General features: G+C 60.1%; 23 protein-coding genes. 9 read left to right on the forward strand and 14 right to left on the reverse strand.

Features of this window, described 5'->3' with window-relative positions:
* Nucleotides 1–27: 27 nt before the first annotated feature.
* Nucleotides 28–888: an acetyl-CoA carboxylase, carboxyltransferase subunit beta gene (gene accD / locus E4021_RS01235; RefSeq protein ID WP_136456076.1), complete on the reverse strand. Its 861-nt coding sequence runs from the start codon at nt 886–888 to the stop codon at nt 28–30.
* A gap of 22 nt (nt 889–910) precedes the next feature.
* On the reverse strand, nt 911–1,357 hold the full coding sequence (locus tag E4021_RS01240; RefSeq protein WP_136456077.1) for a DMT family transporter: 447 nt from the start codon (nt 1,355–1,357) through the stop codon (nt 911–913).
* Nucleotides 1,358–1,402: 45 nt separating this feature from the next.
* Between E4021_RS01240 and E4021_RS01245 the strand changes: the two genes are divergently transcribed.
* Together E4021_RS01245 and E4021_RS01250 are read left to right on the forward strand one after the other, a co-directional pair.
* Complete coding sequence (locus tag E4021_RS01245; RefSeq protein ID WP_136456078.1) at nt 1,403–1,900, forward strand: hypothetical protein; 498 nt, start codon at nt 1,403–1,405, stop codon at nt 1,898–1,900.
* 300 nt (nt 1,901–2,200) lie between these two features.
* Nucleotides 2,201–3,505, forward strand: coding sequence for a dicarboxylate/amino acid:cation symporter (locus tag E4021_RS01250; protein WP_136456079.1), 1,305 nt, complete (start codon nt 2,201–2,203; stop codon nt 3,503–3,505).
* A 5-nt stretch (nt 3,506–3,510) separates the two neighbouring features.
* Here the strand turns inward: E4021_RS01250 and E4021_RS01255 are convergent, their stop codons facing one another.
* On the reverse strand, nt 3,511–4,041 hold the full coding sequence (locus E4021_RS01255) for a hypothetical protein (RefSeq protein ID WP_136456080.1): 531 nt from the start codon (nt 4,039–4,041) through the stop codon (nt 3,511–3,513).
* A 221-nt stretch (nt 4,042–4,262) separates the two neighbouring features.
* Here E4021_RS01255 and E4021_RS01260 point away from each other — a divergent pair, with 221 nt between their 5' ends.
* Complete coding sequence (locus E4021_RS01260; RefSeq protein WP_136456081.1) at nt 4,263–6,011, forward strand: LysM peptidoglycan-binding domain-containing protein; 1,749 nt, start codon at nt 4,263–4,265, stop codon at nt 6,009–6,011.
* 46 nt (nt 6,012–6,057) lie between these two features.
* The gene (locus E4021_RS01265) at nt 6,058–7,215 is read left to right on the forward strand and encodes a CNNM domain-containing protein (protein ID WP_136456082.1); all 1,158 of its coding nucleotides are present in this window, start codon (nt 6,058–6,060) and stop codon (nt 7,213–7,215) included.
* On the opposite strand, the gene E4021_RS01270 is transcribed toward E4021_RS01265, so the two are convergent.
* The 5 genes from E4021_RS01270 to fsa form a co-directional block, all read right to left on the reverse strand.
* The gene (locus E4021_RS01270; RefSeq protein ID WP_136456083.1) at nt 7,163–7,690 is read right to left on the reverse strand and encodes a metallophosphoesterase family protein; all 528 of its coding nucleotides are present in this window, start codon (nt 7,688–7,690) and stop codon (nt 7,163–7,165) included. The genes E4021_RS01265 and E4021_RS01270 overlap by 53 nt on opposite strands.
* Nucleotides 7,687–9,249, reverse strand: coding sequence for a glycosyltransferase family 39 protein (locus E4021_RS01275; RefSeq protein ID WP_136456084.1), 1,563 nt, complete (start codon nt 9,247–9,249; stop codon nt 7,687–7,689). The genes E4021_RS01270 and E4021_RS01275 overlap by 4 nt, the downstream gene beginning before the upstream one ends.
* A 15-nt stretch (nt 9,250–9,264) precedes the next feature.
* Entirely contained in the window at nt 9,265–9,774 is a 510-nt protein-coding gene (locus E4021_RS01280; protein ID WP_168797412.1) for an NADPH-dependent FMN reductase, read from the reverse strand.
* A 1-nt stretch (nt 9,775) separates the two neighbouring features.
* Nucleotides 9,776–10,132, reverse strand: coding sequence for a hypothetical protein (locus E4021_RS01285; protein ID WP_136456086.1), 357 nt, complete (start codon nt 10,130–10,132; stop codon nt 9,776–9,778).
* Nucleotides 10,133–10,216: 84 nt separating this feature from the next.
* The gene (gene fsa, locus E4021_RS01290) at nt 10,217–10,885 is read right to left on the reverse strand and encodes a fructose-6-phosphate aldolase (RefSeq protein ID WP_136456087.1); all 669 of its coding nucleotides are present in this window, start codon (nt 10,883–10,885) and stop codon (nt 10,217–10,219) included.
* A gap of 366 nt (nt 10,886–11,251) precedes the next feature.
* On the opposite strand from fsa, the gene rpsP reads away from it, so the two are divergent.
* Nucleotides 11,252–11,899, forward strand: a complete 648-nt coding sequence (gene rpsP, locus E4021_RS18525; RefSeq protein ID WP_136456088.1) for a 30S ribosomal protein S16 — start codon at nt 11,252–11,254, stop codon at nt 11,897–11,899.
* A 59-nt stretch (nt 11,900–11,958) separates the two neighbouring features.
* Here the strand turns inward: rpsP and E4021_RS01300 are convergent, their stop codons facing one another.
* From E4021_RS01300 to E4021_RS01310, 3 genes are read right to left on the reverse strand one after another with little or no spacing between them, the layout of a single operon-like run.
* Nucleotides 11,959–12,780 (reverse strand): aminotransferase class IV, encoded by an 822-nt coding sequence (locus E4021_RS01300; RefSeq protein ID WP_136456089.1) that lies wholly within the window; start codon nt 12,778–12,780, stop codon nt 11,959–11,961.
* Between the two features lies 1 nt (nt 12,781).
* The gene (gene dapF / locus E4021_RS01305) at nt 12,782–13,576 is read right to left on the reverse strand and encodes a diaminopimelate epimerase (protein ID WP_136456090.1); all 795 of its coding nucleotides are present in this window, start codon (nt 13,574–13,576) and stop codon (nt 12,782–12,784) included.
* Nucleotides 13,576–13,830, reverse strand: a complete 255-nt coding sequence (locus E4021_RS01310; protein ID WP_136456091.1) for a hypothetical protein — start codon at nt 13,828–13,830, stop codon at nt 13,576–13,578. Before E4021_RS01310 ends, dapF begins: the two co-directional genes overlap by 1 nt.
* 63 nt (nt 13,831–13,893) lie before the next feature.
* Here E4021_RS01310 and E4021_RS01315 point away from each other — a divergent pair, with 63 nt between their 5' ends.
* Both E4021_RS01315 and E4021_RS01320 read left to right on the forward strand, forming a co-directional pair.
* Complete coding sequence (locus E4021_RS01315) at nt 13,894–15,291, forward strand: trypsin-like peptidase domain-containing protein (RefSeq protein WP_136456092.1); 1,398 nt, start codon at nt 13,894–13,896, stop codon at nt 15,289–15,291.
* 56 nt (nt 15,292–15,347) lie between these two features.
* A complete protein-coding gene (locus tag E4021_RS01320; RefSeq protein ID WP_136456093.1) occupies nt 15,348–16,589 on the forward strand; it encodes a pyridoxal phosphate-dependent aminotransferase in 1,242 nt (413 codons plus the stop codon).
* Here E4021_RS01320 and E4021_RS01325 read toward each other — a convergent pair.
* The gene (locus E4021_RS01325; protein ID WP_136456094.1) at nt 16,586–17,311 is read right to left on the reverse strand and encodes an SGNH/GDSL hydrolase family protein; all 726 of its coding nucleotides are present in this window, start codon (nt 17,309–17,311) and stop codon (nt 16,586–16,588) included. The two genes, E4021_RS01320 and E4021_RS01325, sit on opposite strands and share 4 nt — an antisense overlap.
* A gap of 34 nt (nt 17,312–17,345) precedes the next feature.
* Nucleotides 17,346–18,374, reverse strand: coding sequence for a uroporphyrinogen decarboxylase (gene hemE, locus E4021_RS01330; protein ID WP_136456095.1), 1,029 nt, complete (start codon nt 18,372–18,374; stop codon nt 17,346–17,348).
* 104 nt (nt 18,375–18,478) lie between these two features.
* On the opposite strand from hemE, the gene E4021_RS01335 reads away from it, so the two are divergent.
* Together E4021_RS01335 and rbsK are read left to right on the forward strand one after the other, a co-directional pair.
* A complete protein-coding gene (locus tag E4021_RS01335; protein WP_136456096.1) occupies nt 18,479–19,474 on the forward strand; it encodes a GRP family sugar transporter in 996 nt (331 codons plus the stop codon).
* Between the two features lie 47 nt (nt 19,475–19,521).
* Nucleotides 19,522–20,412, forward strand: coding sequence for a ribokinase (gene rbsK, locus E4021_RS01340; protein ID WP_136456097.1), 891 nt, complete (start codon nt 19,522–19,524; stop codon nt 20,410–20,412).
* Here the strand turns inward: rbsK and E4021_RS01345 are convergent.
* Nucleotides 20,409–22,037: an acyl-CoA carboxylase subunit beta gene (locus E4021_RS01345; RefSeq protein ID WP_136456098.1), complete on the reverse strand. Its 1,629-nt coding sequence runs from the start codon at nt 22,035–22,037 to the stop codon at nt 20,409–20,411. The two genes, rbsK and E4021_RS01345, sit on opposite strands and share 4 nt — an antisense overlap.
* Nucleotides 22,038–22,049 lie beyond the last annotated feature (12 nt).

Here is a 22,049-nt window from a genome sequence, read left to right on the forward strand (position 1 = left end):
TGCGAATTCGCCCCGGGGTGGCAGTGGCTAGTTCTGTGGGGTACGGGCCGATTCGAACAGATGAAGCAGGTCGCCCATTCGTTCCACGAGTTCGGAGCGGTCGACGATGAAATCGAGGAAGCCGTGTTCCAGAAGAAATTCCGAGGTCTGGAATCCTTCGGGCAGTTCTTTCTTGATGGTTTCCTTCACTACGCGCGGACCGGCGAAGGCGATCAGGGCCTCGGGTTCCGCGAGATTGATGTCGCCCAGCATCGCATAACTGGCCGTGACACCGCCCGTGGTGGGGTCGGTCATCAGGCTGAAATAAGGTACGCCCGCCTTGGCCAATTGACTCAGTTTGGCGCTGGTCTTGGCCATCTGCATCAGGCTGAAGGCGGCCTCCATCATGCGGGCACCTCCGGTCTTGCTGATGATCAGCAGGGGGGTGCGGGTCTTGCGGGCCTCATCGATGGCGAAGGCGATCTTTTCGCCTACGACGCTACCCATACTGCCACCGATGAAACTGAAGTCCATACAGGCTACCAGCAGGGGGCGGCGGTTGAGTTTGCCGCGGGCCACGCGGATTGCATCGTTCAGGCCGGTTTTTTTCTTGGCGGCTTTGAGGCGATCCTTGTAAGATTTCAGGTCCTTGAACTGCAGTACGTCCACGGCTTCCATGTCGGCCTCGTACTCTTCAAAATTGCCGTCGAACAGCAGGTTGAAGTACTCCTGCGAGCCGATCCGCTCGTGGTAGTTGCAGCTGGGGCATTTGAAGAAATTCTCCCGCAGTTCCTTGCGGGTGACGGTTTCGCTGCACCGCGGGCACTTGTACCATAAGCCTTCCGGGGCTTCTTTCTTGTTACGCGTGGCGGTCTGAATACCGTCTTTGAGTCTTTTGAACCATCCCATAGGGGGCAAAGGTACAGCAAGCCTAATTACTTCGCAGCAACACCACGCCACCAATGATGGCGGCGATGCCCACCACCCGCATCCAATTGACCGACTGCGCCGGAATACCCATCAGTCCGTAATGGTCGATAACCAGGCTGAAGACCATCTGCCCAGCCACTGTCAGGCCGATGGTGACGGCCACCCCCAGGCGCGGAGCGAGCACGATAATGGCGAACACGTAGAACCCCCCCAGTACGCCCCCGAGCCAGTAGAACCAGGGCAATTCGAACGCACGGCGTAAATTACCCAACGGAACCCCGGCCACCAGGCAATAGGCGAAAAGGGCAATACCCCCGGTCACGAAGGAAATCAGGGCTCCGTAGACCGGACTATTAACCGCTTTGCCCATCCCGCTGTTGAGCCCGGCCTGTACCGCCAGCATGGCACCCGCGACAACCGCCATCAAAAAAAGGAGTAATTGCTGCATGGCCGGGTGGTACTCTGTATGTTTGTCGCCCCAAAGTAGAAAGTAATGCTGAGAGAATTCAACAACCTGACCGCCGAAGAGCAACAACTCATGTTCGACGCCATACCCTTGATCGTGATCCTCGTAGGGGCGGCCGACAACGTACTGGACGAGGTGGAGCTCACGGAGGCGCAGCGTCTGGCTGACATTCGTACCTACAATACCCGCGGCCGCCTCAACGCCTATTACGAAAAGATCGACGAGGGCCTGTCGGCTCGCATCCAGGAACTCTACAACGGAATGCAGAACGGCGTCGAGCAGCGCGAGAAGTACATCGTCAAGGAACTGAGCAAGCTCAACGATATCCTGCCTAAGCTGCGGGAACCCTACGGTTACTTGTACTACCACAACTTCCGCACCTTTGCCCGCCACATCGCCGAAAGCCACGGCGGCTTCCTGCGCTTCATCACCGTAGGGCCGAAAGAGGCCAAGGTCATGGAACTGCCCATGATCAAACCGATCCCCAAGCCCCCGGAAGATGAGTACCCCAACCTGCTGAAGTAGCACGGGAAAATGGTATGGGCCTGGTTTATACCCTTCTAAAAAGTGGTTTGGGCGTTTATCTTTTGCGCTCTGCGCTCACCCCCTTGTTGGCCAGCCTCGCCGACAACCAGGTGTCGCCTCCGTTGGTCGTCTTGACCTGACCGGAGATAGCGGCGACCTAAATCTGTGGACCACTTCGTGCCGGGTATTCTGTCGCGCCCCGAGCCGCAGCCCCCCTTTCGGGGCCGGCCGGGGCGCGTCCGTTTTGCCGTATGGGGTGTGTTAAGGTATTTTCGGCCCTTACCCCAACAAACTACTTGCATGAAAAAGCTGGCATTGCATTGGCAAATACTCATCGGCATGGCGCTTGGTGTAGGGTTCGGTGTGCTGGCGGCCTCCCTGGGTTGGGGTGACTTTGTCGGCGACTGGATCAAGCCATTCGGTACCATCTTCATCAACAGCCTGAAGCTGATCGCCATCCCCCTAATCGTTGCTTCCCTTATCAAGGGCATCACCGACCTGAAGGACATCAGTAAACTCAGTTCGATGGGCGTGCGGACCATCGGTCTGTATATCTGTACCACGGTGGTGGCCATTGTCCTCGGCCTCGTCATTGTCAACGTAGTAGGCCCGGGTGAGGGGCTGGACCAGACCACGCGCGACAACCTCTTGAACGATTTTGCGGCGGACGCGGGTGCCAGGATCACAGACGCTTCGCGGCAAGCTGAGGCGGGTCCCCTTCAGGCATTGGTCGATCTGGTTCCGGAAAACATCGTGGGGGCCGCGAGCAGCAACGGCAACATGCTGCAGGTGATCTTTTTCGTAATCTTCTTTGCTGTCGGCCTTATCCTGGTGGACCCGAAAAAAGCCCAGCCGGTCAAGGATTTCTTTGACGGCGTTAACGAGGTGGTCCTGAAACTCATCGACCTGATCATGCTGGCGGCTCCGGTCGGGGTTTTCGCCCTGCTGGCCAGCCTGGTGGTGGAAGCACCCAGCAAGGACCTCTTTGTTGCCCTGATCATGTACAGTGCCTGCGTACTCGCTGGATTGGCGATTATGGTTTTTGTCGTGTACCCCACGCTGGTCAAAGTGTTCACCGGCGTGAGCTACGGCAACTTTATGTCGGGTATCAGTCCGGCCCAACTCCTGGCCTTCAGTACCAGTTCGAGCGCGGCCACATTGCCGGTGACCATGGAGAGGGTGGAGGAGCACCTGGGCGTAGATGAAGAAGTAACCTCTTTTGTACTGCCCATCGGCGCTACCATCAATATGGACGGTACCAGCCTGTACCAGGCAGTGGCGGCGGTGTTCATCGCCCAGGCCTATGGCATAGAACTGGGGTTAGGTGCGCAGCTCACGATTATTACCACCGCCCTGGCCGCCAGTATCGGCTCGGCGGCCGTGCCCGGTGCGGGTATGGTTATGCTGGTTATCGTGCTGGCGCAGGCGGGTATCCCGGAAGTGGGGCTGGCACTAATCTTTGCGGTGGACCGACCGCTCGACATGTGCCGCACGGTGGCTAACGTTACCGGCGACGCTACCGTGGCCATGCTGGTCGCCAAATCCGTAGACAAACTGGGTGATCCCAAAGAGCGGAAGTTGGACGACTACTACGTCGAAGCCTAGAACGGTTAGTTCTGCTGCTGCACCTCGATCTGGGCCAGGCGGTAGAAACCGTCGCCCATTTCCAGTTGCGACTGGTACCCCAGGGGTACCTCCTCGAAATCCCGGTTGGCGTTGCGAAGCCGTACCCCGAAGACATAATTGCCGGCGGGGAATTCCGACGGCACGTCAAAGTTGTAGCTCAGCCAGTTGGCCAGGTGCAGTTCACCGACCGTATTGGCCCCGGAGGGGATCGACCACACCTTGCGTTCCGGGCCTTCCAGTACCACGTCCATGGTGTAGCGCGCGTTGGGGTCCACGCTGCCGACCGTCCGCCATTCCATCTGTGCTTCGAAGGACTCGCCGGCACTAACCGTATGGGGCAGGTTGATGGCGTAGACGTAGTGGCCCACACCGTCGACCGGTTGCTCTACTACGGAGTCGCTCAGATCGATATCCTGACGATTCCCGCTGTCGCAGCCGAACAGGTACAAAGCCAGGGCGAGGGAGCAGCAAATGCCCCGAAAGGTGATGAAAAAGCGGGTAGGGGAGAGGGGCATGGGCTGGGTTTGTGATAAAATCCCTTTTTGCGGGGGAATGGTTCACCAGCGTTAGGAGGTAATGTGCTTTTGTCCCTACCTTGGCTGACAGATCCGGACCCGGGGCTAGCTTTTGTACGGGACGGTCAGTATTAGGAGTAGTGCTCGGACAAGTTTGTCGACTCACCGTCGTTCTTAACCCACATCGTCTGTTCCACTTACGACGCCAAACCACTTAGTTGATGAGATCACTTTTCGTATTGCTCTTGCTCTTTCTGTGGGGGCAGAGTTACGCCGAACAGATATTTCTGCTCTATGATGGGGCGTGCGGTGCCCAACTGCGCTACCAACGCACCGTGGCGGATAGTCCGCGGATGGACTACTATTCCTACAGCCTGCCCGCCGGCTTCGGCATGCGGATAATGCTGGAAACCGACGGCGAAGGAGCCGCCGTACAGCAACAACTCCCCGAAGGCTATTTGCAGTGCAGTGATGCACGATTGACGACCGAGCTGGCCGACCGGATCAACGAAGCCCAGGACCATTTCTTTATCGTACAGCCCCTGGCCGAGGGAGGCTACCGGATTGAACCGGTGGTCATGGCTGCGGTAATGGAAGAAATGGGCACCAGCATCCGCTACCGGTCTCCCTTTGCCGTTTTTGCGTTCGACACCGAGAACAGCGTGATCGGCATTAACCTGGACAACGGAAACGAAGGCGCTACCGTCACCTTTGAAGGAATGGAAGGTCAGGGCTGCCAGGCCAGCTACCTGCTGCGGCAGTACAACCCCGGTGCGGCCTACCCCTACATCGTTTACCGCCTCGTACCGGGTCTTGGCATCGTGGAACGGCAACTCACCGGCGACGGCAGGTCAAATCAGGATGAAACGATCGCCGCCAGCCAGGTGGACGATTTGCCCTTGGCCGACTACCTGGAGGCACAGTGCGCCAACAGACAACGGGAGGTATCTTTCGTACCCCTCTACATTGACGCCCAGGCGGAATCGGGCCAATCCGTCACCGAATCTTCAAAGCCGGTCATCAGCAGCCCGGCCGCCAAGGTGGTTCCGGTATCTACATCGACCGTCGAGACCGTCGATCTTTCCGAAACTCAATTGCCCGTAACTGAACACGAGGTAGCCCGGGGCGAAACCCTTTACGCCATTGCCCGCCGTTACGGCGTCAGCGTGGAAGACATCAAGCGTAACAATGGACTGCGCGACAACACCATCTTCGTCGGGCAGCGCTTGCGCATAGATTCCGATGCCGCGGTTGCCGAGCCGGTGGTTGCCGATCCGATCGTGGAGGAGCGCCCCCTGTACTCGCCCCCCGTGCGGGTTCCGGCAAACGAGCCGACGCCCGATCCCATCGTCGCGGTTCCGGGAATCAGTGCCTCTTCGGCGGACTATGCCGGTTCAGATTACCATATCGTACAACCGGGGGAAACCTTCGCCAGTCTGGCGCTGCGGTACGGCTATACGACCCAGCGGTTCAAGGCTTTTAACAATCTGAGCGATGCTCAGGTGGCCCGTGTCGGGCAGCGGCTGAAAACCACGGATTGTACCTGCCCCACTGTTTCTGAGGACCCAGTCCAGCCCGGCGGGGGCAATCCTATGCCGGAACCTCCGCGACCGAGCGATTACGTAACTGGTACGCCAACGCCGCCGGCCCCGGTCCGCAATGAAGCTGCCTACCCGTCTTACTATCCGCCCCCTCCGGTAGTAGCCCCTGCCCCCAACGTGATTGCCCCGGCTGCGACTCCGGTGGAGCATCGTCCGCAGGCCGGCACCTCCCCGGCCTACGCTTCGCCGCCCCCACCCGCTTACGGTGCGCCCGTGCAGCAAAACCGGGCCATTCATATCGTGCAGGAAGGGGATAGTCTGTATGGGATCGCTCGCCAGTACCGGCTTACGGTAGAGGAGCTTCGTACGCTGAATGCGCTGGAATCCGCCGACGTAATCGTACCCTACCAGAAGCTGTATGTAAACTAATCGGGTCCCGCCTACCTTCTAGGGTGAACTACCTTTCTCCCCCTCCATGGTTGCACTATTATTATTTGCCCTTATTTCGATCGCTTTCAGTTTCCTCTGTTCGATTTTTGAGGCCGTACTGCTTTCGATCACCCCCAGCTACGTTCAGCTCAAGGTCCAGGAAGGGGGGCGTACCGGGGAATTACTCCAGCAATTCAAGAGGGAGATCAACGAGCCGCTTACGGCCATCCTTTCCCTCAATACAGTTGCCCATACCGTAGGTGCCATTTTGGTAGGTGCCAGTACGGGAGCGGCCTTTGGCGAGGGTGGATTCGTTCTCCCCGTCATTGGATACGCTATATCGTACGAAGTGATCGTGAGTATCGTGATGACCCTGGCCATCCTGATCTTCTCGGAGATCATCCCCAAAAACCTTGGCGCAACGTACTGGAAACAGCTGGCCCCCTTTACCGTGAAATCACTGGATATCCTGGTGAAGATATTCAAGGCCCTCGGCATTGTCTGGGTTTCCAACAAGATCAACCAAAGCCTCGGCGGCCGCGATGCTCACACGACCGCCCTCACCCGAGTGGAGTTCGCCATGATGGCCGAAGCCCAGACCGAACAGGGAGAACTGAAGGAGGAAGAAGGCCGCATTCTGCGTAACCTGCTGAATTTCGAATCCCTGACCGTACACGACGTGATGACCCCCCGAACGGTGGTCGTCGGCGCATGGTCCACCCTGACCATTCGGGAGTTCTACGATAAGTTCGACAACAGCCCCTTTAGTCGCTACCCCATATTCGGCGAGACCCGTGATCAGGTATTGGGCTACGTCCTGAAAGATATGGTCTACAAGGCCATCATCGAGAAGCGGGACAACGAACCGGTCCTTTCACTCGTACGCGATTTGCTGACCGTTCCCCAAGACACCTCCCTGCATCACCTCATCGATCGGATGCTGGAGCGACGTGAGCCCGTTGCCCTGGTGGTGGATGAGTTTGGTGGCATGGAAGGATTGGTCACCATGGAAGATGCCATGGAGACCCTGCTAGGACTGGAAATAATGGACGAGATGGACAGCACTCAGGATATGCAGCGGCTCGCGCGGGAGCGATGGCGCGCCAGGGCCCGTGCCATGGGAATGGACATCCCCGAGTCGAACCCCGAAGTTAATCCGGAAGGAACTCCGGGGGAACAGCCCCGCGCAACCCCAGCTCAATAGCCTCGAGCTCCGATACGCGCCCTGCGCCGACGGTAAAGCGCAGCAGGGTCCGCATACGGTGAAATCCATGGCGACCGCAGGCCCCGGGGTTCATGTGAAGCAGGTTCCGTTTTTTATCCGGCATTACCTTTAAGATGTGACTGTGTCCGCAGATGTACAGGCCGGGCCGTTCGGTATCCAGCAACGTCCTCACCCGGGGCGTATAGCGACCGGGGTATCCGCCTATGTGGGTCATCATCACCCTAAGGCCCTCCACGGTAAAGATCAGATCAAGGGGCAGCCGTCGGCGCAGGGTACTGTCGTCGATATTGCCGTAGACCGCCCGCACCGGCCGGAAGGCCTCCAATTCATCGAGGATGGCTACATCACCCACGTCCCCGGCGTGCCATACTTCATCGCAGTCGGCAAAGTGGGTAAAGACCGCGGGGTCGAGATAGGAGTGGGTATCCGATAGCAGTCCGATGCGTACGCTCATTCTTTGAGTTTGTAGATTCCGACGATGAGGTTTCCACAGGGTCTCACCTCAACCATCGGTCGTGCAAAATGGCCGGTCCGCTGGCTTACTTCCCCGCGTTCTTCCGGGTACAGGAAATTGGTGGCAACATAATCGGCCCGCGTCCAGTCCGACTCGTTGATGATCTTGCCTTTGACCCCGGGCGGCAGGGCGCGGATATTGTCGATGCAGGGCCAGTTCTGGCACTTTATACGCCGGGATTCCCCTTCGGGAATCTCTTTCGCCAGTTCAAGGAACGCCTGCCGGTAGCCGGCACCCCAGTAGTCCATGTCGAACCGCTGCAATAGGTAATCCCCGCGGATCACGGCGTTAAAGTACACCTGCTGCTGAGGGTGCATGCGGACCATAGCGACGCTCGTAGCCAGCAGTCCGCCGCCCAGTACCACCGCCGACAGGATAGGCGCGGCGCGGCGGAGGCGCTCGTAGCCGAGCAGCATCAAATAGACCAGGCCCGGATACACAAAGTGCAGGTGCCGCCATCCGTTGTACAGGGTTGAGCCCAAGATGATGACGACCAGGATCGGTCCGATCGACAGTCCCAGGTGAACGAAGTCGACCTGCTGCGCGAAGTCATCCCAAAGCGACCAACGACGTAGTCCACCGAGCATCTGGCGAAGGGCCTGATATAGCCCAGTGAAAAGGAAGAGGAGATAGACGACCGGGGTGGTGATGACGATCCAGGCCGGAATGTAGTAGGCCGGTAAGTCGATGGCCGGCAGGTATTCCGCGAAGAGCAGATTCACGCTGTCCCAGGTGTAGGCGCTCATATGACTGATGGCCCCGGTCAGACGGGATCCGGTGTCGACCCATAAGTAGGGGAAGAACGGTAGCATAAGCAGGAAGGTCCCCGGCAGGTAGAGTGCGGTCTGCCACAGCCGCCGGAAGTCGCGCGGTCGCTGCGTAAGCTGTTCCCACACCAGCAAAGCTACCGTAGCCGCCACCAGGATGAGGGCCGGAAAACGGGTGTTCAGGGCCAGGGCGGAGGCCGCGACGTGCCACAGCAGGGCGGACCAACTCCGCACCTTCAGGAATCGTACGAGGGTGAAAGTGGCGATCAGGTAAAAGACCAACAGGATGTGGTCCTTCGGATTGAAAAAGGCGTGGGCAAAGATGCGGGGGGAAAGAACGAGGATGGCGGTACCCAACAGTGGGTACCAGCGCTGAATCGGCCACCGTAATCGGAGCGTTCGGTAAAAGAAGGCCAGGGCAATACCGAACAGCAGGAATCCCAGCACGTGACGCAATCGGTAATATGCATACGGATCGTCAATCACCCCCAAATGGATCTCGGCCACGGTGCCCACGATCTGAAAAATCATGCCGTATTCGCTGAAGGACTTTCCTTCGGTGGCAAGCGGCGGATGGTCAACGCCCAGGCGATCGGCGATGTACTCTACGGTCACGTGCCCGTGCCTGCGTTGCACTGCCTCGTCGTAGGTTATCCCGTAGTCGTCGACGATATAGAATCCCGTTGCCAGGAACGCCAGAAAAAAGAGTCCGACAAAGATCCGGTGATTCACGTAGGGATACTTCCGTTAAGGCAGGAGACGCAGGGCTTCCGTTAGTATCTCTCTTTCGGGGCCGGCTTCAATATCGCCATTCTTGTCGAAGCTCACCTCGTTCTGGTAACAGGGGAGCTGGGCGACGACCCGCGTTCCCAGTGCCTGCAGCGACCACAGAAGGGATTCCATGGCGTGGGCCCCGCGGGGCGCATGCGGACAAAAGGTGAGTGCCAGCACGGGTTTATCCTGGGCTACCCCCGGAGTGGTGAGCCAGTCGAGGGCATTCTTGAGTACGCCGGGCAGGTTGTCCAGGTAGGCCGGCGTGGAGATCACTACCGCCCGTGCCAGTTCCCAGTCCCGCCGCCATTCGATCACGGAGGGGGAAAGGGGTGACTGATCCAGCGAGGGCTGGAACAGGGGTAGGTGATCGACCGGAAAGGATGATTTGGTAGCGACGGGGGAGAGGGCGGCCAGGGCGGCCAGGAGTCGGGAGTTGGCACTGTCCGGATGGGGGGAACCCGAAACGGTCAGATAATACTCCACCTTAATCCTCTTCCTCGGTGTCTACGTCTTCGTCGCTGAGTTCGTCGAGGTCGATGTCGGCCTCTTCAATATCGTCGTCGTACTTGTCTCCGTATTCTTCGCGGGCCTCATCGGTCAGGATGCCGTCGTCATCGTAGTCGTCATCGTCTTCGATGATGAGCTGGGCTTCGGACTTGGTCATCCGGATGAGGTAGTATTTCTCGGTGGTTTCGAAAGGGAGCGCACTGGCGATCTTTCCGTTCACGTCGGTGAAGCGGATAAGGTGACGTTCGAAGCCGTTGGGGTAGTTGAGCTTGATCTGCTCGAGCAACTCATCGTCGAGCTTATCGTAGTTCTTTATTACACGTGGCTTGCTCATATATGGATTTAACGACGGGGTAAGGTATTCGATAAGGGAGAAGAAGGCCCGGAGCGGTAAAGTGCTCCGGGCCGTCAAAAAGTCTTAGGAGGCGGCTACGCTCTGTGCCTTCTTGTGGTCGGCGAGGAATTTCTCCAGGCCAATGTCGGTAAGCGGGTGCTTGAACAGGCTGTCGTAGCTGCTGAGCGGGCAGGTGACCACGTCGGCACCGGCCTTGGCGGCTTCCACAATGTGCTTTCCGCTGCGGATCGAAGCGGCCAGAATCTGGGTCTCGAAACCTTGAATGGCGTAGATCTCAGCAATGTCGGCGATCAGGGTCATGCCCTCCCAGCCGATGTCGTCGATGCGGCCGATGAAGGGGCTGACGTAGGTGGCGCCGGCCTTGGCGGCCAGGATGGCCTGCCCGGGGCTGAACACCAGCGTGCAGTTGGTACGGATGCCGTTCTCGGTGCACCAGGCCAGGGCCTTTACACCTTCCCGGATCATGGGGATCTTTACCACGATGTTGTCGGCGATCTTAACCAGCTCGCTGGCCTCACGCTTCATACCCTCAAGGTCGGTGCTGATGACCTCGGCGCTGACGTCGCCGTCGGTGATTTGACAGATTTTTGCGTAGTGGTCCCGCACGTTTTCCTCGCCGCTGATGTTCTCTTTGGCCATCAGGCTCGGATTGGTAGTTACGCCGTCCAGGATGCCAAGGCTTTCGGCTTCGCGGATGTCGTCAAGGTTAGCGGTGTCGATAAAGAATTTCATGCGCGGGTAATTTGTAGCTTTACTGCCGCTAACATACCACCGCCCCGGATGTTTCCAAGCATTCCCGGTATTATATGTGCGTGGGTGGCTGCGCGGTCGCGTTCGTCGCGACCTGTCCGCAGCCTGGCGATTGCGCCGTTGCTTGATCCGCTGGCGGAGGTAGATTGGTACGGCCTATATAATACAAGGTAGGCACCTGAGCTTACTTCACCAACTCGATTAGGCCTTCTCTTTCGCAACCCTGTCACAAAAGATCGGTTAAGTTTTTGCATTAGGAGGTTTCGGCTTACCTTTGCGCCCCGGCAAAACCGGCTGCCCCCTGGAGGGAGTAGGTCGGTCCTATCTAACAAACGACAAGTTGTCACCATGCCAGTTAAAATTCGCCTTCAGCGTAAGGGTCGCCGCAAGCGCCCGTTCTACCACATCGTCATCGCGGACGCCCGTGCTCCCCGCGACGGTAAGTTTATCGAGAAGATCGGTACCTACAACCCGATGACGGTCCCCGCTACTATTGACCTAGACCGTACCGCCGCTTACGAGTGGCTCGTCAAGGGTGCCCAGCCCACGGACACCGTACGTGCCATCCTCCGCTTCAAGGGCGTGCTCTACCGCAAGCACCTCATGCGGGGTGTCGCCAAAGGTGCCCTGAGCCAGGAAGAGGCAGACAAGAAATACCAGGAGTGGATCGATGCCAAGGAAGGCACCGCCGCCGAGCGCCGCGCCGCCCAGGAGCAGAAGGAAGCCGAGTTCCGGGCCGCCGTATCCGGTACCCCGCCGCCCGCTCCCGAGCCCGAGCCCGAAGCTGCTCCGGAAGTTGAAGCCACCGAAGAAAGCGCCGCTGAGGATGCTACCGCTGATGCCGGTTCAACCGAGGAAAGCCGCGAGGAAGCCGCCGACGTACTGGGCGAAGCCAAGGCTGAAGCCGACGCTGCCGAGGCCGCCGGAGAAGCCCTGGCCGAGGCCAACGAAGGCGAAAACGACGCCGCTACCGGTAACATCGACAAGGAAGTCTAAACCAGACGTCCATTTAATTTTAATGAAAAGCCCCGTCAGCCCCCGCTGTCGGGGCTTTCTCATGCATACTCCACCCAGGCCCGCATCAACCGACGGGTTATCGGACCTGCGCCTCCGCCGCCCACGGTACGACCGTCAACGCGCGAAATGGGCATGGCACCCTTGATGGAACTGCAAATGATTGCCTCATCGGCCGACAGCAATTCGTCCGCGCTTACGCATCGCTCCTCCACGGGAATGCCCAGTTGCGCCGCCACCACGAGAAGGTGCTTCCGCGTGATACCCAACAGCACGTCCTCCACTGGCGTGATCAGCCGCCCCTCGCGCACGATCATGAAATTCGAGCGGTCGCTTTCTCGCACGTTGCGGTCGCGATCCACGAAGAGGGGGTAATCCGCGCCCTGTTCCCGGAGCAAGGGCTGGATGCGAATGCCCTCCAAGTAATCGATTGATTTCACCCGGGGAAGCTGGCGCTCGTAGAGGTGCAACATGGCCGAGCAACCCTCTGTATAGCGCTGCGCCGGTGGGGGCGTGAAGGCGTAGGGAAGGATGAGCAGGTTGGGATCGATGGGCGTGTAACCGTCTTCGGCGTACCCCCCGGTCAGAACAGCGCGGATGCCTCCCTCGCCTCCGCCGTTGCGGTCGATCATGTCCAGAATGACCGCCGCAAGTTCCGAACGGCCAAAGGGTAATTCCATCCCCAGCCCCAGCGCACTCAGGCGGAAGCGGTCGAGGTGGTCGTCCAGGAAGCGCGGCTCGCCATCTACGTAACGGAAATAATCGAAGACTCCATAGCCCCGCAAAATGCTCAGATCGGAAACGTGCAGGCGGGCTTCCGCTGCGGGCAAAATCTCTCCGTTGAGGTAAACCTGGTCAAGCATATCAGCAGTTTATCGTGCCGGAAAAGACAAAGGTCGCGGGCCCGATCAGCTGCAGATCCGTGAACCGGTCGCCGCGCCGTTCACCGGTCACGGAGAGTGCCCCGCCCCTGGCCCGTACCGGTATGTGGAAGGGGCCATCCCCGGCTTGCGCATCGCGCAGGAGCGAACCGATGGCGGCGGCCGTGACACCCGTCCCGCAGGCCAGCGTTTCGTCTTCTACTCCGCGCTCGTAGGTGGCGATCTCCAATCCGTCGGCCGTCTGCCGCACGAAATTTACGTTGATGCCCCGTTCCCGGTAGGGGGCCGAGCGGCGCAGGGCGCGACCCTGGCCGACCACGTCCACCGCGTCGAGGGAGTCGACGAAGCGCAGGTAGTGGGGCGAACCGGTATTAAGCTCGTAATCGTCGCCGACGCGGTGCACCTGGTCCACATCCTGCATTCCGAGCGCAATATCGCCGGCGGGCGTGACGACGGCTTCGTGTGGCCCGTCGGACGCCAGGAAACGGTAGACCCGACGCTCGATCCCGAGGTCGGCGGCAAAGCGGACGATGCACCTTCCTCCGTTCCCGCACAGGGTACTGCCACTGCCGTCGGCATTGTAGTAGACCATTTCAAAATCGTATCCTTCCGGCGCCGAGCGCAGGAGCATGAGTCCGTCGGCGCCGATGCCGAAATGGCGGTGGCACAGGCCGGCCACGATGGTTGGCGTGAGGAAATCTAGCAGCTGCCCTTCCCGATCATCGAGAAGGATGAAGTCGTTGCCCGCGCCGTGGTACTTGTGGAAGTCAAGTTTCATCAGTCGTTGCGTTGCTGGCGGCGGAGTGAATCCAGCTCGGCGGCTTCCCGTTCGGCCTTCTCGCGGTAGTAGTTTTTCGACTCGGGTTGCTTGAGGGGGTCCTCAAAGCCAATGGGCACGTCGAGCACGTAGGTGCGGTAGGCAGCCACAGCCGAGAGAATAACGATAACGGCCAGGCCGATCAGGGATACGCGCCAGCCGAAGATGTTGCTGGAGGGCGGATTGTCGGGGTCGTAGTTGGGTTTGCGGATCACGGCGTAAAGGTAGGGTGTGCAAGGAGAGTAACAATCTCGGGTGCCCGGACGTTGATTGACACAATGAGCCTACGCACGCTGCTTGTTTTCGCCGTAGCCTGCTTCGCGTCCGCCATCCTGGGCGTAGCGGCGGGTCGCTATTTCGTTCCGGTGACGAGCGCGGCCCCGCCCGTGGTCAATCCCAGTCGCGAAGACCTGCGACTCCGGACCTTCGCCAGTACTACCCCCACTAATTTCATTACCGCCGCCGAGCGGGTTATTCCCGCCGTGGTTTCCGTCCGCTCCTACATGCGCGATGCGCTGGTGTCCGGTGCCGGCGGCAGCAGCGTTACAACGGGCTCGGCGGTGATTATTTCTTCCGACGGACTGGTGGCCACCAATAACCACGTTATCGAAGGGGCCCGCCGCGTGAGGGTTACCCTGCAGGACCGCCGGGAGTTCAACGCCCGTGTTATCGGGGTGGACGAAAGTACCGACCTGGCCCTGCTAAAAATCAACGCCACCGACCTACCGGCCGTCTTCTTCGGTAACAGCGACAGCCTGCGAGTGGGGGAGTGGGTGCTGGCCGTAGGCAATCCCTACAGCCTGAACAGCACCGTAACGACGGGAATCGTCTCCGCCAAGGGCCGAAGCATCGACGTGCTGCGCCCCGACGACCGCATCGAAAGCTTTATCCAGACCGACGCCGCCGTGAATCCGGGCAACAGCGGAGGGGCCCTCGTGAATACGGCCGGCGAACTCATCGGCATCAATACCGCCATCATCACCAATAGCGGCCGGCACGAAGGCTATGCCTTCGCCATTCCTGGCAACCTGGCCCGCCGCGTACTGAACGACCTGCGCGACTATGGGGAGGTACAACGGGCGGTACTGGGCGTGTGGATCCAGGGGATCAACGATGCTCAGGCCAAGCGCCTGCAACTGCCCACGGCCAGCGGGGCGCTGATCACCGACCTTACGCCGGACGGGCCGGCGGCGCGAGCCGGACTGCAAATGGGCGACGTGATGACCGCCATTAACGGGGTGGCCATCAACTCCAGTCCGGAAATGCAGGAGCAACTTAGTCGGTACCGGCCGGGCCAGCGCGTACGGGTGACCTTCATCCGGCAAGGACGCAGCCGCAGTAAAACGGTGCTGCTCCGGGACAAAAGTAACCGGCCGGGTCAACTCGTCAGCGAACGTTCCGACGACCGCCTCCACCTACTCGGTTTCGAACTGCGCGACCTCAACGTGGGTGAGTGGAACACCTTCCCACACGGCGGCGTGCGGGTGGTATCGATCTTCCGCGACAGCCCGATCGCCGCTACCCAGATGAACGCGGGCTTCGTAATCACCTCCCTGAACGGGCAGCCGGTGGTCGGACTGGACGATCTGGTGCGCCGGATCAAGCAAGTGGAACGGCCGCTGTTCGGCGGCATTTACGAAGGCTACGAGGGCGAGTATTACTACCGACCGGAGTAGACCGGATCGGTTTACCCGGGGGTGGGGTTATCTTCGCACTACTTAAACCGGCCCCTATGCCAGCTGTCTCGCGCCGCTCCCAGTCCGTTCCCCTTTCCCCCTTTCGGAAACTGATCCCCCTGGCCGACCGGGCCAAAGCGGCGGGCAAGCACATTTACCACCTGAACATCGGTCAGCCCGATATCCTGACCCACCCCCTTGCCGTGGAGAAGTTCAGGAAACTGCCGTGGCAGATACTCGACTACAGTCCGAGCAATGGCATCGCGAGCTACCGCGAGGCGCTGTGCGGCTATTACGCCCGCTTCGGGGTGTCGGTCTCCGCGGACGAGATAATGGTCACCACCGGTGGCTCCGAAGCCATCCTTTTCTTCATGCTGGCGTGCCTGGACCCGGGCGATGAGATCATTATCCCCGAACCTTTCTACGCGAATTACAACGGCTACGCCCACATGGCCGGGGTCGACGTGGTGCCGATCACCTGCGACATCGCCGACGGGTTCAGCATTCCGAGCGTGGAAGCCTTTGCCGAAAAGATTACTCCCCGCACCCGCGCCATCGTCATCACCAACCCCAATAATCCGACGGGGGCCTGTTACTCCCAAGATGAGTTGGAGCGCCTGTCGGGTATCGTGCGCGAGCATGATCTTTTCCTCTGTGTTGACGAGGTGTACCGCGAATTCAGTTACGACTCGCCCCTGCAATCCATTCTGCAACTGCCGGGACTGGACGCCCACGCCGTAGTTATTGACTCCGTTTCCAAGCGTTACAGCGCCACCGGAGCCCGCGTCGGTGCGCTGGTGTGCCGTAACCTCGCGGTGCGGGAATCGGTAGACCGCTACGCCAAACTGCGTCTGAGCCCCCCGGGACTCGGTCAGCGGTTGAGCGAAGTGATGCTGGAGGACGACGGACAGTACCTGCAGGGCGTCAAGGAAGACTACCGCCGCCGGCGCGACATCGTCTACGAACGCCTGCAACAGATGCCCGGCGTATTCTCTTACGAACCCGGCGGAGCCTTTTATTGCTTCGCGCGCTTTCCCATCGCGGACAGTGAGGACTTCTGCCGCTGGCTGCTGGAAGACTTCTCCCACGAAGGCGCTACCGTGATGCTGAGTCCGGGACCCGGTTTCTACGCCACTCCCGGATTAGGACTGGACGAATGCCGGATCGCCTATGTACTGAACACCGACGACCTTGGAAAGGCAATGGATTGTCTGGAGGCCGCCCTCGCCGTTTACCCCGGCAGTACGCTCAGCGGAGCGGATGCCGGTAGCGACGTGGCGTCGTCGGCGCGGCGCTAGTTGCCCCCCGCCCGGATAAGATCCGCCACCTGTTTCAGTAGCACCTCCTCCACCCAAAGGCCGTACTGTTTGCCGCTGGGGTGAAGATCGTCGCCCGCTACCAGATCGGGTTGCTGCAGGCCGCGGCGTGAGATGGGCGTGATGTTATAGAAGGGTATATCGTACCGGGTCGTCACCTGCCGGGCAGCCGCATTAAACTGATCGATTTCCCGGCTGATGAATTCCCGTCCCCCGCCAAAGGGCGTGTAGGCATAATCCGGAATGGTTACAACGAAAACGCGCGAGGTATCCCCACCCGCGTACCCGATGGCCGCCTGCAGCAATTGCTCGAAGCGCCGCTGGTAGCCGTCGACGGCAAAACCCTGAAACTGGTCGTTGACGCCGATCAGCAGGCTCACCAGGTCAAAATCATCGCCGGGGTCAGCGGCCGCCAGCGCGTTGGCCAGGTTATCGGTGCGCCAGCCATTGCGGGCCACGATTTCCAGGGGTTCAACCGCGATGCGTTCCCGCTCGAGCAATTGGCGGGCGAGTTGCTCCGGCCAGCGCTGCTCGGCCGGCACGCTGGTACCAATGGTGTAACTGTCGCCCAGCGCAAGGTAGGAGATGGTGGTGTCGGGTTCTGCGGTCGGGGGCGGTGATCCGGATGGGCCCATAATGGTAGCGTCTTCCTTGGAGCAGGTGAGGAATAGAAAGAGAAAGAGGGTCAGGAAGATATGCCGCATACTGAACGTACGCAGTACATCCAGCCACGGTTCTCTACGCCCCGTAGCGATAGGCCTTAACGGTATTGACGAAGGCTTTCACGCCGTCGAGTGGGGTGTCCGGATAGACCCCGTGCCCGAGGTTGGCGATATGGCCCCGCCCAAAACGGTCCAGCATCGCCCGGGTAGCCTTGGCGACCTGTTCGGTGTCCGCGTAGAGTTGTGCCGGATCCATATTGCCCTGCAGTACCTTGCCCTGCACCTGCGCCCGCGCCTTATCGACGTCGGCGATCCAGTCGAGCTGCACCACTTGGCAGCTCAGCTGCCCGATCCCGGAAAGGGCATGACGGGCGTCCTTGGCAAATACGGTGACGGGGGTACCCGTGAGTTCGCGGCAGATGAGGTCGATGTACCGCAACGAGAACTCGCGGTAGTGATCCGGCGGCAGTACCCCGGCCCAGCTGTCAAAGAGCTGGATGAGGTCGGCGCCGTGGCGCACTTTCTTCTTGAGGTAGACTGCGGTGGCCAGGGCGATGCGCTCTAGGAGCTGATGACTGAGCTGAGGGTCCTGGTAGAGCATCCGGCGGGCCTTGCTGAAGGTCTTGCTGCCGCCACCCTCCACCATGTAGGCGAAGATCGTCCAGGGTGCACCGGCGAAGCCGATCAGAGGGACGCGGTCGGCCAGGCGCTGCTTCGTGGCGTCCAGCGCGTCGTATACATACCCCAGGTGCCCGGGGGCATCGGCGGCGGGTCGAAGCGCGTCAACGTCGGCCTTGGACCGGATAACCTTCGGGAAGCGAGGGCCCACCTTTTCCACCATGGTGTAGTCGAGGCCGAGCGCCTCCGGAATTACCAGGATGTCGCTGAAAATGATGGCGGCGTCAACGCCGAGTTCGTCCACGGGCTGTACCGTTACTTCGGCGGCGAGGTCGGGGGTGGAGACGAGCTCCTTGAAGCCACTCAGACTGGCGCGCAGGGCCCGGTACTGGGGAAGGATGCGGCCCGCCTGTCGCATAAGCCACACCGGCGGGCGTTCTACGCGTTCACCGCGGGCGGCGCGCAGGAAAAGATCGTTGGTGTACATGGCGGCAAAAGTAGCAAGGTCGGCGGCGGTAGTCGTGCTCCGTGGCGGCAACGGATGTAATTTGACTTGATAATTACTACATTCATTGCCTACACCCACTCTCCATGTTCATCATCGGAAGTTATTCCCTGGCCGTGCTGTGTTGCTTCATCACCATGCTGTGCTGGGGCAGCTGGGCCAATACCCAGAAACTGGCTTCCGAGCGCTGGCGGTTTGAGCTCTTTTACTGGGACTACGTATTCGGTATCGTGCTTTTTGCGCTGCTTTTCGGTTTTACGGCGGGATCCGCGGGTGCCGTGGGCCGGGCAATGCCGGCGGATCTGGCACAGGCCGATGCGGTCAATCTGGCCTCAGCCCTGCTCGGCGGCGTATTGTTCAACGCGGCCAATATCCTGCTGGTGGCCAGCATCGCGATCGCGGGAATGAGCGTAGCCTTTCCAACGGGGATCGGACTGGCGCTCGTCATCGGGGTGGTGGTCAACTACCTGGACCGGCCGGAGGGGAATGCCACCTTGCTTTTCGGAGGCACCCTGCTGGTGGCGGTGGCCATCCTGCTGAATGCCTGGGCCTACCGAAGGGCGGCGGTAAATCGACGCAAGACGCCCACCAAAGGCTTGGTACTCGCCATCGTCGCCGGTGGTTTGATGGGGCTCTTCTACAAGTACGTGGCCAATTCCATGTTCCCCGACTTTGAAGTGCCCCTGCCGGGGAAGCTGAGCCCCTATTCTGCCGTGCTGGTATTTTCCCTGGGTATCCTCGCAAGTAACTGCCTGTTCAATACCCTTCTGATGCGCTTTCCCTTTGAGGGCCAACGGGTGCGGTACAGGGACTACCTGCGGGGCGGTTCCCGCGATCACCTGATGGGAATACTCGGAGGGGCGATCTGGTGCCTGGGCATGTCGTTCAGCATCCTGGCCAGCGACGAGGCGGGACCGGCCATCAGCTACGGACTCGGGCAGGGAGCCACCATCGTGGCGGCCGTCTGGGGCATTTACGTTTGGCGGGAGTTTGCCGGCGCGCCCGGAGGCACCCGGGCAATCCTCAACGTGATGCTGGTGTGCTATCTCATCGGACTCGGCCTTATCGTAGCGGCGGGGTAGGGGGCGCAGGCTCTTCGACCGACGCCAACAAGTGAAACAACAACAGCATGAATAGAATTACCGTCGTCGGCAGCACCAACACCGATATGGTCGTAATGGCCGAGCGCTTCCCCGCACCGGGTGAGACTATACTCGGCGGACAATTCTTTCTCTTCGCCGGAGGCAAAGGGGCCAATCAGGCGGTGGCGGCGGCGCGACTGGGCGGCCAGGTCCGCTTCGTGACCCGGGTGGGGGAGGACTCTTTCGGCCGGCAGGCCGTCGAAGGGTTTTTGCGGGAGGGCATCGACTGCTCGGCCGTATCAATTGACGACCGGCGCGCCTCGGGCACCGCCCTCATAACCGTTAACGCTGCCGGTGAAAACACCATAGTAGTGGCACCCGGGGCCAATGAGGCACTCACGCCGGAACGGCTCCAGTATCTCGACTTGGCACCGGATGAATTTGTCCTGACCCAGTTGGAGACCCCGTTGGAGACGGTACAGGCACTCGCTCGACGGACCGACCACCTTATCCTGAACCCGGCACCCGCCCGAGATTTACCTGACAGTTTACTCCGTCGACTTTTCCTGATTACGCCAAATGAAACGGAGCTTCACCTCCTTACCGGATTGCCAGTTACCGAGGAAGGGAATAGCGTTGTTGCGGCGGCGCAGGCGTTACTGGCAAAGGGGGTCCAGCAGGTGATCGTAACGCTGGGTCGCGCGGGGGCTTGTTACGTGGGGCATGATCAGACATTCTTCGTCCCGGCTCCATCGGTAAGGGCCGTAGACACTACCGCCGCCGGTGATGTATTTAACGGAGGTCTGGTGGTGGCGCTGGCGGAGGGGCAGTCCATACGTGACGCGGTCGCGTTTGCGGTCCGGGCAGCCTCAATTTCGGTCACGCGCATGGGGGCGCAGGCGTCGGCCCCGCTGCGGAGTGAACTCAATTCCGCCTAGGTCTGTACCGCTCCGATGTTGAAGCGCTCCACGGGTGCATGGGTAGCCGCCTCGATGCCCGCCGAAATGTAGGCACGGGTATCGCGGGGGTCGATAAGTTCGTCGACCCACAAGCGGGCCGCGGCGTAGTAGGGGCTGGTCTGGTGGTCGTACCGTTCGGTAATGCGCTTGAGAAGTTCCTGTTCCTCCTGTTCGGTTACCTCCTGACCGCGCGACTTCTGGCTGCTGACCTGAATTTGCAGCAGCACCTTAGCCGCCTGTTCGCCACCCATAACGGCGATACGGGCAGTGGGCCACGCCAGCATGAGGCGGGGATCGTAGGCCCGGCCGCACATGGCGTAGTTACCGGCACCGTAGCTGTTACCAACCACGATAGAGAATTTGGGCACCGTGCTGTTGCTCACGGCACTTACCATTTTGGCGCCGTCTTTGATGATGCCGCCCTGTTCGCTGCGGCTGCCAACCATGAAGCCCGACACGTCATGGAGAAAGACCAAAGGGATGTTTTTCTGGTTACAGACCATGATGAAGCGCGCGGCCTTGTCGGCTGAATCGCTGTAAATGACGCCACCAAACTGCATTTCCCCCTTACCGCTGCGGACTACCAGCCGGTTATTCGCCACGATGCCAACCGACCATCCGTCGATCCGGGCGTAGCCGCACAGTACCGTCTGACCGTATTCCTCCTTGTACTCGGTGAACTTGCCATCGTCAACCAGGGCACGAATCAGTTCGCGGCCGTCGTAGGGCTTTGACCGTTCCTCGGGTAACACACCCAGGACAGCGGCTGTATCCGCCTTGCCTGGCTCACTGCGGTCGAAGGGCGTGAGTACCTTTTCCGGCACCCGACTCATCAGGTCCCGAATGGTCTCGAGGCATTCGTGGTCATCGGTACACTTGTAGTCGATGACCCCACTCACGGCGGCGTGCATGTCCGCCCCTCCGAGGTCTTCCTTGTCTACTTTTTCCCCGATGGCGGCGCGCACGAGATAGGGCCCCGCCAGGAAGATGCTGCCGGTGTCTTGCACGATGAGGCTCTCGTCGGACATGATGGGCAGGTACGCTCCGCCGGCCACGCAACTGCCCATTACGGCGGCGATCTGGGTGATGCCCAGGGCACTCATGCGGGCGTTATTGCGGAAGATACGGCCGAAGTGTCGTTCGTCGGGAAAGATCTCATTCTGCAAGGGCAGGAAGACGCCCGCACTGTCGACCAGATAGATGATGGGTACCCGGTTTTCCATGGCAATCTCCTGGGCCCGGAGGTTCTTTTTGCCGGTGATCGGAAACCAGGCGCCTGCCTTGACCGTGGCGTCGTTGGCTACGATCACGCACAGGCGACCGGCTACGCGACCGTAGCCGGCGATCACGCCGCCGGCGGGGCATCCGCCGTATTCCTCGTACATCTCGTATCCGGCGAAGGCACCGAACTCCAGAAACTTCGATCCGGGATCAATCAACTTAGTTATGCGTTCTCGGGCGGTCAGTTTTCCCTGTTGGTGTTGCTTGGCAACCCGTTTGGCGCCGCCGCCTTCCAGTATCTTCTCTCGGCGGTGGTTCAGGCGGGAAACTTGCAGCAACATGCCGTCCTCATTCTCGGCGGCGGTTAGTTCTTGTTTGGTCATGATCGGTGGTTA

Origin of the sequence: Neolewinella litorea (assembly GCF_004803465.1) — a bacterium.
GTDB lineage: Bacteria > Bacteroidota > Bacteroidia > Chitinophagales > Saprospiraceae > Neolewinella > Neolewinella litorea.